This is a genomic window from Brachybacterium sp. EE-P12 (genome assembly GCF_003711805.1).
Lineage (GTDB): Bacteria > Actinomycetota > Actinomycetes > Actinomycetales > Dermabacteraceae > Brachybacterium.
On record NZ_QXCP01000002.1, the window covers coordinates 62,354 to 74,007 of the forward strand.

Below are 11,654 nucleotides of genomic sequence, written 5' to 3' on the forward strand. Positions count from 1 at the left end.
GCGTCCCGGCGCGCCGCTACTCCCGCTGCCGCGAGATCACGGCCCGCTGCAGCAGCACGAAGATCAGCAGGATGCCGCCGGTGATGATGGTGGTGGCCTCCGGCGGGATGCTGCCGTCGCGGGTGATGAGCACGTTCATCAGCCCGAGGACCAGCGCGCCCACGACCGCGCCGAGCACGTAGCCGAAGCCGCCGGTGAGCAGGGTGCCGCCGATGACCGCGGCGGCGATCGCGTCGAGCTCCCAGCCGATGCCGGTGATGTTCTGCGCGGAGCCGAGCCGGGCGGTGTACACCACCGCGGCGATGCCGGCGAGGGTGCCGCTGGCCACGTAGATGAACAGCTTCGTGCGCACCACGGCGAGGCCCATCAGCGAGGCGGAGTGCTCGGAGCCGCCGATCGCGTACACGGTGCGGCCGGTGCGGGTGCGGTGCAGGATGATGAACGCCGCGGCCACGACGAGCAGCGCGATCAGCACTCCGGGGGTGATCACCAGGTCGTTGACCTTCGGGCCGTCGATGAGCTTGATCTTCGTGCCCAGCAGGAGGATCCCCGAGGCCTCGTCGAGCCGCACCGGGACGGTGCTGAGCATCGAGGCGAGTCCGCGCCCCAGGAACATCATCGCGAGCGTCGCGATGAAGGGCTGGACGTCGAAGTACTGGATCAGCACCCCGGAGACGAGCCCGATGGTGGAGCCGATCAGGATCATCACCAGGATGACCAGCCCTGCGTTCCAGCCCGCATTGGCGAGGATGACCCCGCACACCGAGGACAGCGCGATGATGGCGCCGACGGACAGGTCGATGCCGCCGCTGATGATCACGAAGGTCAGGCCCACCGCGAGGATGATCAGGTGGGCGTTGTTGATGAACAGGTTCGAGACCGTGCTCAGCTGGAAGATGCGACCGTAGGCGATCTCGCCGTAGGCGAGCATCAGCACGAAGATCACCAGCGCCGCGGCCGTGGGCAGGGAATCGGCGCGCGAGAGCAGCTGCTGGCGCAGACGCTCCAGGCGGGAGACGGTGGGTGCGGCGGGCGGGGTCGTGATGGCGGCGCTCATGCTGCGACGGCCTCCTTCGGTGCGTCGGACGTGACGGGGGCGGTCTTCGCCCTGCGCGCGCGGAACAGGTCGCGGACCCGCTGCGACTGCAGCAGGCACAGGGCGATGATCACGATGGCCTTGAACGCCGGCGTGGCCGAGGACGAGATCCCCAGGAACACGACGGTCTTGTCGAGGGTCGCGATGAGCAGCGCGCCGATCGCCGCGCCGGTGATGTTGAACTTCCCGCCGGCCAGCGAGGTGCCCCCGATGACCACTGCGAGGATCGCGTCCATCTCCAGCTGGTAGCCGGTGTTCGAGACGTCCACCGTCATCACGCTCGCCGAGGCGAAGATCCCCGCGACGGCGGCGAGCGCGCCGGAGGCGATGTACACGGCGAACAGCAGCCCGCGCCGGTTCACCCCGGCCAGGCGCGCCGCCCGGGGATCCATGCCGATCGCCTCGATCATCAGCCCCAGCGCGCTGCGGCGCACCAGCAGCCCGACAGCGATGACGATGAGGACCGCGAGGAGGAACACCACGGGCAGGCCCAGCACGTAGCCGTTGGCGATCCAGCGGAACGTCTCGTTGCTCGCCGCCGTGTTCTGCCCGCCGGTGATGACCTTCGCGAGGCCGCGGCCCGCGAGCATCATCACGAGCGTCGAGATGAACGGCTGCAGGCCGACGACGGAGATGAGCACGGCGTTGACGGCGCCGAGGACGGCGCCGAGCAGCAGCGCCAGCCCGAGGGCGGCGAGGGCCGCTCCGGCGGAGCCGCCCGCGGAGGCGAGGAGCTCCATGGAGACCGCCCCGGCGACCGCCATCAGCGAGCCGACGGACAGGTCGATCCCGGCGGTCGCGATGACCAGGCACATCCCCACCGAGATCATCGCGATGGGGGCGGCGGCGCGCAGGATGTCGATCACGTTGCCGACCAGGCTGCCGGTGTTCGCGTTGTAGCCGATCGCCAGGTAGGAGGGATCCTTGAGGCTGTTCACGGCAAGCAGCAGGGCGATCGCGATGAGGCCCCAGAAGTACGGCCGGTGGAGGAGGGTCCTCAGCATCGAGGTGCGGGAGGTGGCGTCGGTGCTCATGAACTGGCTCCTGTTCCTGCGGGCTCGAGGCTGCCGGGGTCCTCCGGAGCGGACTCCTCGGCGATGGTGGCGATGATGGTGTCGCTGGTGAGGGAGTCGCCGGCGAGGAGCTCGGTGAGCTTGCGACGGTCCTTGAGCACCATCACCCGGTCGCTGAGGCGCACGACCTCGTCGAGCTCGGAGGAGATGAACACGACCGCGACGCCCTCGTCCGCCAGGGCGATGACCTCCTCCATGATCTCGGTCTTGGCCCCGATGTCGATGCCGCGGGTCGGCTCGTCGAGGATCAGCACGTCGGGCCGGGTCGCGAGCCAGCGTCCCAGCAGGACCTTCTGCTGGTTGCCGCCGGAGAGATTGCTGATCGGCCGGTCCGGGTCGGCCGGGCGCACGTTGAGCGCGTTCATGTACTTCTCGACCAGGGCGTTCTTCTCCTGCGCGGGGATCGGGCGGGCCCAGCCGCGCTTCGCCTGGACGGCGAGGATGAGGTTCTCGCGCACGCTGAGATCCCGGATGATCCCCTCGTCGCGGCGGTTCTCGCTCGCATAGGCGATGCGCGCGGCGAGAGCCTGCGAGGGGGAGGCGATCTGGGCCTCCGCGTCCTCGAGGCGCACGGTGCCCTCCTCGGGCTTGTCGGCCCCGTAGACGAGACGCGCCAGCTCGGTGCGTCCGCTGCCGAGCAGCCCCGCGATGCCGAGCACCTCGCCGGCGTGCAGCGTGATGTCCGTGGGTTCGAGGCTGCCCTTGCGCCCCAGGCCCTCTGCGCGGTAGACGGGGGCGCCGCTGCGGTCGACCTCGCGCCGGCTGCTGGCCCGTTCGAGCGAGTCGAGCGCCTTCATCTCCTTGCCGACCATCGTGGCGATGAGCGTCGCCTGGTCGATGTCGGCGGTCATGAACTCGCCCTGGAAGGTGCCGTTGCGCAGCACGGTCATGCGGTCGCTGATCGCGTAGACCTGGTCGAGGAAGTGGGAGACGAACAGGATCGCCACGCCCTCGTCGCGCAGGGAGCGGATCACCGTGAAGAGGTTCTCCACCTCGTTGGCGTCGAGGCTGGATGTCGGCTCGTCGAGGATCAGCACCGTGGAGTCGGTGACCGTGGCGCGGCTGATCGCGACCAGCTGCTGCAGCGCGATCGAGAGGGTGGACAGCGGCAGGCGCGGATCCAGCTCGCCCAGCCCCACCTTCTCGAGCACCTCGGAGGCGCGTCGGTGCGTGTCGCGCCAGTTGATGCCCAGCGGGCCCCGCGTCTCGTGCCCGAGCATCACGTTCTCGCCGATGGAGATGTTCGTGCACAGGTTCACCTCCTGGTACACGGTCGAGACCCCGGCGGCCTGCGCGTCGGCGGTCCCGCCGAGCCGGCGGGGGGTGCCGTCGATCCTCACCTCGCCCTCGTCGATCGTGTAGACCCCGGTGAGCGCCTTGATCAGCGTCGACTTCCCGGCGCCGTTCTCGCCCATGAGGGCGTGGACCTCCCCGGGGAACAGTCGGAAGTCCACGCGGTCGAGCGCTTTGACCCCCGGGAAGGAGATCGAGATGCCTTTCATCTCGACAATCGGTGGTGCGGACATCGAGTGCCACTCCGTTCGGTCTTCGGGCTGCGGTGCAGGATGCGGTGGTGCGTCGGGGCAGGGTCCGGCCCCGTCGCGGTCCGGGCCGGGGATCGTCTCCCCGGCCCGGACGGTGCCTGGGACGGGCCGGGTCTCAGTACTTCCGGTCGGGCAGCGCCTCGTCGGCCGCCTCGGGGGAGTCGAAGGTGGTGCTCTCGATCTGGATGTAGGGCTCCACCTCGCCGCCCTCCAGGACGGTGCCCACCGCCTCGAGGGCCTGCTCGCCGAACAGCGGGTTGTACTCGGCGACGAAGGAGAGGGTCCCCTCGGAGAGCGCCTCGAGCGCGGCCTGGGTGCCGTCGATGGTGGCGATCTTGACGTCCTCGCCCGGGGTGAGGCCGGCCTCCTGGACCGCCTGCGCGGCACCCAGGCCCATCTCGTCGTTCTGGGCGAAGACGAGCTGGACGTCGTTGCCGTTGGACTTCAGGACCGTCTCGAAGACGCTCTTGGCCTCCTCCGTCGACCAGTTCGCGGTCTGGGAGCCGAGGTCGGTGAAGGCGGACTCGCCCTCCATCGCCTGGGCCCAGCCCTCGTTGCGCTCGTTGACCACGGAGACGCCCGCGGGGCCCTCGAGCACGAAGTACTTCGCGCCGTCGGGGAAGGTGGACTTCGCCCACTCCGCCACGGAGGTGGAGACGGCGACGTTGTCCGGGGCCAGGCGGGTGGCGTAGAGCTCGGTGTCGTCCGGCTCGATGCCGCGGTCGATGAGGATGACGGGGATCTCCGCCTCCTGCGCACGGCCGAGGGACTCCTCCCAGCCCGAGCCCTCGGTGGCCGACAGCAGGATCAGGTCCACGCCCTCGTCGATGAACGAGGTGAAGGCGTCGATCTGCGACTTCTGGTCGAGATTGGTGGCCGGGGCGTACTTCAGCGTGTAGCCGGCGTCCTCGGTGAAGGTGTCCTGGATGTTCTGCTCGTTGGCCTGGCGCCAGGCGCCCTCGGGGCCGACGGCGACGAAGCCGATGGTCACCGGGTCGCCGGAGCCGGCGCCTCCGCCTTCGGCACCGGACGAGCAGGCGGCGAGGGCGGCGGCGACGAGGCCGGCGGCGCTCGCGCCGAGGATCGTGCGACGGGTGGGGTTCATGGATCTCCTCCTTGAGACGGCGGCGCCAGCTGGACCTCAGCCCGGGACCGCGATGTCGGGCGACTGCGTGCGGGGCGGCGGGCCGCCGCGCCGTGTTCCTAGGATGTTACCGGGAACATTTCGGGCCGCAAGGGGACCTGTGTCACGAACCGGTCACGGGCTCGGCCCGCCTCCGGAGCCGCTAGGGGAGGCCGGTGAGCGGCGGCAGGTCCTCCTCCTCGGGCGCCGCGATCATCTCGACGATGGTCTCCACGCTGAGGCCCGGACCGTTGCTGACCTCCCCGATCTTCATGCGGTCCTTCATCACTACGATCCGGTCGCTCAGCCGCAGCAGCTCATCGAGGTCGGAGGAGATGATCACGACCGCCACCCGGCTCGCGGCCAGCCGTGCGACGAGCGCCTGGATCTCCACGCGGGCGCCCATGTCGATGCCCTTGGTCGGCTCGTCCAGGACCATGAGCCGCGGACGGGTGGCCAGCCAGCGCGCCAGCAGCACCTTCTGCTGATTGCCCCCCGAGAGCCGCTCGACGGGGGTGGCCGGGTCGACGGGGCGGATCCCCAGCTCGTCGATGAAGCCGGCCACGAGCTCGTCGCGCTCGGCGCGGGACATGGGACGGGCCCAGCCGCGTCGGGACTGCAGGGCGAGGACGATGTTGTCGCGGATGCTCAGACCCGCGACCACGCCCTCGCCGAGCCGGTCCTCGCTCGCCATCGCGATGTGGTGACGCAGCGCCGCGGCGGGCGAGCGGAGCGAGAGGGCGCGCCCGTCGAGCATCGCGGTGCCGGAATCGGCGGTCGCACCCCCGGCGAGCAGGCGGGCGAGCTCGGTGCGCCCGGAGCCGCGCAGCCCGGCGATCCCGACCACCTCGCCGCGATGCAGGTCCAGATCCGTGGGGGCCAGCACCTCCCGCTGCGCGAGCTGCCGGGCGCGGTAGAAGGGCGGGCCCGCCGGGTCGCTGCGGTGCTCCCGGCGCTGCGAGCCGATCCGGCGCAGCTCGGCGAGGTCATGGCCGATCATCAGGGAGATCAGCTCGGAGCGCTCGACCTGGTGGGCGGGGAACTCGGCGACCCGGGTGCCCGAGCGCAGCACGGTGAGCCGGTCGCTGAGCGCGAGGACCTGCTCGAGGAAGTGCGAGGCGAAGACCATCGCCACGCCGCGTTCGCGCAGTCGGCGCAGCACGAGGAACAGCTGCTCGACCTCCGCCGTGTCCAGGCTGGAGGTCGGCTCGTCCAGCAGCAGCACGCGGGGCTCGTCCGCCATCGCGCGGGCGATGGCCACCAGCTGCGTCGTGGCGGGGGAGAGGGAGCGCACCCGTCGGCGGGTGTCCATGTCCCCGAGCCCGAGCTCGTCGAGCACCCGGTGCGCCTGCGCGTGCAGCTCTCCCCACCGGATCCCGAATCGTCCGCGCGGCTCATGGCCCAGCATCACGTTCTCCCCGATGCTCAGGTGCCGTGCCACCGGGACGTCCTGCAGGACGGCCCGGATCCCGGCGGCCTGTGCCTCGGCCGGGGAGGAGGGGCGCAGCGGTCGGCCATCGAGCCGGATGCTGCCCGAGGTCGGGGAGGTCACCCCTGCCAGCACGTTGATCAGCGTGGACTTGCCGGCGCCGTTCTCGCCCATCAGCGCGTGGATCTCCCCGGCGCGCACCGTCAGGTCCACCTCGTGCAGGACCTCGACCGGTCCGTGGGCGACGGTGATGGCGGCCATCTCGACCAGGGGTGCGGCGTCCGGGGCCGCCGGGCGGGTGCTCATGGCGCCGTCCTCGCCTTCGCCGTCGACAGGCGCACCACCAGCTCCGGCGGGATCTTCGTGCGCTGCGGGATCTCGAGGCCCTCGACGGCGGCCAGGAGGACGTCCACCACGGCCGCGCCGAGAGCTTCGAAGGGCTGTCGCACCGTGGTCAGCGGCGGGATGGAGTGCCGGGAGAAGGGGGCGTCGTCGAAGCCGACGACGCTGAGATCGTCCGGGACCCGCAGGCCGCGGTCGTGGAGCCCGTGCACGATGCCGAGGGCCACCTCGTCGTTGGCCGCGACGATCGCCGTGTACTCCGGGACGCGCTCGAGCCCGATGGCGAAGTCGTAGCCGAAGTCCGCCGACCAGTCGCCGGCGACGATCGGCCGCTCCCGCATCCCCCAGGACTGCGCGCGGGCGCGGAATGCTCGCTCCCGGGCCCGGGCGTCGAGCCAGTCCATCGGGCCGGAGACGTACAGGACGTCCCTGTGTCCGAGGGCCGCCAGGTGGTCCACCGCCATGGTCACGCCCAGCTGCTGGTCCACGCAGACCCGCAGCAGCTCCGGCTCGCGTTCGGGCTTGACCACCAGCACGGGCACGTCGAGGGAGGCCGCGCGCACCGCCGCGACCGAGGCCGAGCGCGGCGTGACCAGGCACAGCGCGTCGATGCCGAGGGCCAGCAGCTGCTGGAAGGCGCGATCGGGGTCGCCGGTCTCGTCCTCGTCCAGGGCGACCGAGCTCACCGAGTAGCCGCGCCGCCGTGCCGCCCGGTGGATGGCCCGCAGGGCGCTCGCCGGGCCGAACTCCGCCTCCGTCTCGACCACCGCGCCGATGCGCAGGGTGCGCTGCAGGGCGAGGGCGCGCGCGGCGATGTTCCGGTGGTACCCCAGCTGCTCCACGGCGTGGAGCACCTTGTCGCGGGTGCTCTCCTTGATGCTCGGATGCCCGTTGAGCACCCGCGAGACGGTCATGTGGGAGACGCCCGCGGTCTCTGCGACCTGGCGCATGCTCGGTCGGTCCGAGGCGGACCGTGTGCTCATGTGCCCTCCGTCGTGGTCGTGGTGCCCGGCCGTGGTGCGCGGCGCTCGTGCCGAGCACTGCTCATCATGCCGGATCATGCCGGATCGGTCCGCTCCGGCGGCGGTCGGGCCCTGCGCAGCGGACGAGAGCGTGCCCGTCGCGTCTCCCCGTCGGGCCCCCGAGCATTCTCGACGATCCTCTTGTTCCCGGTAACATTTCACGTTAGGGTCCCGGTGAACGCGTCGGACGGACGACGGATGCACAGGGCGAGGACGCTCCCCGGGGGCCATGGACGACATTCCCGGAGCGCGCCCGCCGCGACGTCATCCCCGATCCGACACCACCCTCACGAGCCGAGCGTGCGGCCCTCCGGCCGTGCGTCCGCGACGTCGCGGCGCCGCCGCGCGGAGAACCGGCCGTCGGCCATGAATGGAGAGCGGAATGATCCGGAACAGAGCTGTCTCGCGTCTGCGTGCGACCGTCGGAGCGATGGGGGGGCTGCTCCTGCTCGGCGTGGGCGGTGCCGCCCTCGCGGACGACGTGCAGCAGGACGGCGTCGATCTCGACGTCACCATCGAGGAGCAGGAGCCCGCGGGCATGCTCTCCCTCTCCGTCGCCGCGGACTCCGAGACGCTCACGGAGGTCGAGGGCGCCTCGCCCGAGCATCGCGAGTTCGTGGGGGAGCTGCCCGAGGTGACCGTCACCGACACCCGCACCGACGTCCCCGAGGGCGTGTACTGGTATGTCACCGGACAGGCCGGCGACTTCACGGGGAGCGAGGGGCAGGAGCCGATCACCCCGGACCACCTCGGCTGGGCCCCGAGCCTGGTCACCGAGGGCGACGGAGAGGTCGCCCCGGGCGAGGAGGTGCCCACCTCCCTCGACGAGAGCACCAATCCCACCACGCCGAACAACGTCGGCCTGGAGTCTCAGGAGCTGCTGCACATGGCCCTCGACTCCGCAGAGGCCAGCGCCGCCAACGGTGAGTGGACCGCCACCGCGGATCTCACGCTGAAGACCCCGCTCGACGTCGCCCCCGGGACATACGGCTCGACGCTCACCCTGTCGCTGTTCGAGGAGTCCTACTGAGCCGCTGAGGGGACCGCCCGGGCGCGGTCCCGGACCCCGCCGGGCGCCGCGCGGCGCACCACATCGCAGGAGCTGGAGGGAGAGCTGTGCCACCACAGGACATCCAGGCACGTCGGCTGCGGTCATCCTGGCCGGTGCTCCTCGCCGCGTTCACGGCGACGGTGCTGCTCGGCGCGCTCGGGCCCGCCGCCGGAGCCCTCGCAGCGCCCGTCGCCGGCGAGGCCGAGGGGCCGCAGACCCGTTGGGCGGTGACCCCCGCCGACGAGTCCGGCCGCGATCAGCGCTCCTCCCTCCAGCACGCCCTCGACCCCGGCGAGAGCATCACCGAGCACATCGCCGTCCACAACCTCGGCGACCGCGAGGAGACCTTCCTCCTCACGGCCGCCGACGGCTTCACCACCCCCGCGGGCCGGTTCGACATGCTCGCCGCCGAGGAGGAGTCCACCGACGCGGGCACCTGGATCGACATCGTCGACGAGGTCACCGTCGGGGCGGGGGAGAGCGCGGTCGTGCCGCTGACGATCACGGTCCCCGAGCAGGCCGAGCCCGGCGACCACCCGGCCGGGGTCGCCGCGTCGGTGCTCCGCGGCCGCGATGCCGGCGAGGGCACGAGCCTCGGGGTCGAGAGCAGGGTCGGCGTGAAGGTGACCACGCGCGTGACGGGGGAGCTCGCCCCCGCCGTCGGCGTCGGCGCGGTCTCCTCCGACTACGAGGGATCGTGGAACCCGCTGCGCCCGGGCCGCGTCACCACCACCTTCGAGGTGACCAACGAGGGCAACACCCGCCTGAGCCCGGCCGGCGAGGTCGCGGCGGGCACGGGCGAGGCCGTCTTCCCCGCCGAGGGCGAGCAGCTCGGCGAGCTGCTGCCCGGCGACACCCGCGAGATCACCGTCGTGGTCGACGGGGTCTGGCCCACGTTCCGTCTGCCGGGCCGCCTGCACGTGGACCCCGAGGTCGCCGTGCTGGATGGCACGACCGCCGAGCTCGAGGCGGTGGACGTGACGTTCGGGACCTGGGCGCCGCCCTGGCCCCAGCTGCTCGTCCTGCTCGCGCTCGCGATGCTCGCCCTCGCCCTCGTCGGCGGCCGTCTCCGCGGCCGACGCCGCCTCGAGGGCCTGCTCCGGCAGGCGCACGAGGAGGGCCGTCGCTCCGCCGTCGGGAGCGCGCCGGGTGACTCCCCGGCCGCGCCGCCGACCCGCACCCCGCCCCCCACCGCACACGGACCAGGAAGTCGATGATGACGACGAGACCCCGCCCCGCCCTCCGCTCCCTCGGTGCCCTCGCCGGCGCCGCCGCCCTCACCGCGGCGCTCGTGCCGCTCGGCGCGGCCCCGGCGATCGCCGACCAGGACCCGTCCGCGCCGAGCGCACCGATCACTGCCGGCCCCGACCCGGCCGCGGACTCCGGATCCGCCGAGCAGGCCGAGGACGAGGCCTACATCTGGGCGTTCTTCACCGGCGAGGGGGTGGGCGGGGAGAGGATCAGCCTCGCGGCCTCCCGCGGGAACGACGCCCTGGACTGGAACACGCTCAACGACGGCGAGCCCCTGTTCGACTCCGAGTTCGGTGAGGAGGGGCTGCGCGACCCGTTCATCCTGCGCTCGCCGGAGGGGGACCGCTTCTACCTCATCGCCACCGACCTGAAGATCGACGGCCGCCCCGGCGGGTTCACGGGCGCGCAGACCAGCGGCTCCCTGGCCGTGGAGGTGTGGGAGTCCACCGACCTCGTGAACTGGTCCGAGCAGCGCCACGTCGTGGTCAGCGACGAGCACGCCGGGAACACCTGGGCGCCCGAGGCCTACTGGGACGAGGAGCGCGGCACGTACGTCATGTACTGGGCCTCGAACCTCTACGACACCACCGACCCCTCCGAGCGCACCGCCCCCACCTACAACCGGATGATGTACGCGACCACCGACGACTTCGTGACCTTCTCCGAGCCGCAGGTGTGGATCGACGTGGACCGCCGCGGCCAGGCCGGCGCCGGCTCGATCGACGTCACCGTCGCCGAGCACGAGGGCGACTACTACCGCGTGTACAAGGACGAGAAGTCCATGACCCTGCGCCAGGAGCGGTCCTCGGACCTGCTCGCCACCGTCGAGGGCGAGTATCCCTCCACCACGGGGGCCGACGACGAATGGGTCGAGCTCGGCACCGAGATCGGCTCCGGCCAGCCCAACGGCTACGGCGGCACCTTCACCGAGAGCGAGGGCCCCTCGCTGTTCCCCGCGAACGAGGGCGACGTGAACGGGTACGAGCACTACCTCTTCGCCGACCAGCCGGACTACCACGGCGGCCCGAACCACTACGTCCCGATGGCCACAGACGACCTCGCCGACGCCTCCTCCTGGGAGGTGATCGGCGAGCAGATGCCCGCGTCGCAGTTCCCGCAGAACAGCGATGGCGGCCGGCCGCGGCACGGCACGATCGTGCCGGTCACGCGCGAGCAGTACGAGGGCGTGCTCGAGGCGTACGCGCCGGATCTCGCCGTCCGCTCCGTCGAGGCGATCGAGGTGAGCACCCCGGCGGGCACGGCCCCGCAGCTGCCGGCGACCGCCCACCTGGTCAAGGCCGACGACAGCACCGAGGACGCCCCGGTGGAGTGGGAGGACGTCCCGGCGGAGCGGTACGCGCATCCCGGCACGTTCACCGTCGCCGGCACCGCGCAGGACGACTCCCGCCACCCCGTCGAGGCGACCGTGACGGTCACCGCGCAGCAGGCCGCCCTCACGGCCACCACCCGCTGCACGGCCGGGAAGAACGTGCTGGTCACCACCGTCACCAACCCGGGCAGCGAGACCGTCACCGCCGAGGTCGCCACCGTCTACGGCACCCGGGAGATCACGCTCGACGCAGGTGCCCGCGCCTCGCAGTCCTTCACCACCCGGCAGGCACAGCTCCCGGCCGGTGAGGCCGCCCTCCGCCTCGACGGCGAGGAGACCGTCGCGGCCTATCCCGCGGCGAGCTGCGGCTGAGAGCGGGCACCGCCCGCCTCC

The 11,654-nt window shown here is 72.0% G+C and carries 9 protein-coding genes; 3 read left to right on the top strand and 6 right to left on the bottom strand.

Annotation, left to right across the window (positions count from 1 at the left end; all coding sequences use genetic code 11):
• Positions 1 to 16: 16 nt before the first annotated feature.
• The 6 genes from D1648_RS01405 to D1648_RS01430 all read right to left on the bottom strand — a co-directional run bounded on the left by D1648_RS01405 (position 17) and on the right by D1648_RS01430 (position 7,590).
• Positions 17 to 1,057: a sugar ABC transporter permease gene (locus D1648_RS01405; protein WP_122939030.1), complete on the bottom strand. Its 1,041-nt coding sequence runs from the start codon at positions 1,055 to 1,057 to the stop codon at positions 17 to 19.
• Positions 1,054 to 2,130 carry an ABC transporter permease gene (locus D1648_RS01410; RefSeq protein WP_122939031.1) on the bottom strand — a complete coding sequence of 359 codons (1,077 nt, stop codon included), beginning with the start codon at positions 2,128 to 2,130 and terminating at the stop codon, positions 1,054 to 1,056. Before D1648_RS01410 ends, D1648_RS01405 begins: the two co-directional genes overlap by 4 nt.
• On the bottom strand, positions 2,127 to 3,695 hold the full coding sequence (locus D1648_RS01415) for a sugar ABC transporter ATP-binding protein (RefSeq protein WP_122939032.1): 1,569 nt from the start codon (positions 3,693 to 3,695) through the stop codon (positions 2,127 to 2,129). Before D1648_RS01415 ends, D1648_RS01410 begins: the two co-directional genes overlap by 4 nt.
• Before the next feature lie 133 nt (positions 3,696 to 3,828).
• Positions 3,829 to 4,818, bottom strand: coding sequence for an ABC transporter substrate-binding protein (locus D1648_RS01420; RefSeq protein WP_122939033.1), 990 nt, complete (start codon positions 4,816 to 4,818; stop codon positions 3,829 to 3,831).
• A 181-nt stretch (positions 4,819 to 4,999) separates the two neighbouring features.
• On the bottom strand, positions 5,000 to 6,571 hold the full coding sequence (locus D1648_RS01425; protein ID WP_122939034.1) for a sugar ABC transporter ATP-binding protein: 1,572 nt from the start codon (positions 6,569 to 6,571) through the stop codon (positions 5,000 to 5,002).
• On the bottom strand, positions 6,568 to 7,590 hold the full coding sequence (locus tag D1648_RS01430) for a LacI family DNA-binding transcriptional regulator (protein WP_122939035.1): 1,023 nt from the start codon (positions 7,588 to 7,590) through the stop codon (positions 6,568 to 6,570). Before D1648_RS01430 ends, D1648_RS01425 begins: the two co-directional genes overlap by 4 nt.
• A gap of 469 nt (positions 7,591 to 8,059) precedes the next feature.
• Here D1648_RS01430 and D1648_RS01435 point away from each other — a divergent pair, with 469 nt between their 5' ends.
• The 3 genes from D1648_RS01435 to D1648_RS01445 all read left to right on the top strand — a co-directional run bounded on the left by D1648_RS01435 (position 8,060) and on the right by D1648_RS01445 (position 11,633).
• Positions 8,060 to 8,659, top strand: a complete 600-nt coding sequence (locus D1648_RS01435) for a hypothetical protein (RefSeq protein WP_206424755.1) — start codon at positions 8,060 to 8,062, stop codon at positions 8,657 to 8,659.
• Positions 8,660 to 8,793: 134 nt separating this feature from the next.
• Entirely contained in the window at positions 8,794 to 9,897 is a 1,104-nt protein-coding gene (locus D1648_RS01440; protein ID WP_241155313.1) for a WxL protein peptidoglycan domain-containing protein, read from the top strand.
• Positions 9,897 to 11,633, top strand: a complete 1,737-nt coding sequence (locus D1648_RS01445; RefSeq protein WP_206424756.1) for an Ig-like domain-containing protein — start codon at positions 9,897 to 9,899, stop codon at positions 11,631 to 11,633. The genes D1648_RS01440 and D1648_RS01445 overlap by 1 nt, the downstream gene beginning before the upstream one ends.
• The last annotated feature ends 21 nt before the right edge of the window (positions 11,634 to 11,654 follow it).

Coding starts and splice junctions, on each gene's coding strand:
- D1648_RS01405 (WP_122939030.1), bottom strand. CDS start 1,057: ATGAGCGCCGCCATCACGACCCCGCCCGCCGCACCCACCGTCTCCCGC.
- D1648_RS01410 (WP_122939031.1), bottom strand. CDS start 2,130: ATGAGCACCGACGCCACCTCCCGCACCTCGATGCTGAGGACCCTCCTC.
- D1648_RS01415 (WP_122939032.1), bottom strand. CDS start 3,695: ATGTCCGCACCACCGATTGTCGAGATGAAAGGCATCTCGATCTCCTTC.
- D1648_RS01420 (WP_122939033.1), bottom strand. CDS start 4,818: ATGAACCCCACCCGTCGCACGATCCTCGGCGCGAGCGCCGCCGGCCTC.
- D1648_RS01425 (WP_122939034.1), bottom strand. CDS start 6,571: ATGAGCACCCGCCCGGCGGCCCCGGACGCCGCACCCCTGGTCGAGATG.
- D1648_RS01430 (WP_122939035.1), bottom strand. CDS start 7,590: ATGAGCACACGGTCCGCCTCGGACCGACCGAGCATGCGCCAGGTCGCA.
- D1648_RS01435 (WP_206424755.1), top strand. CDS start 8,060: ATGGGGGGGCTGCTCCTGCTCGGCGTGGGCGGTGCCGCCCTCGCGGAC.
- D1648_RS01445 (WP_206424756.1), top strand. CDS start 9,897: ATGACGACGAGACCCCGCCCCGCCCTCCGCTCCCTCGGTGCCCTCGCC.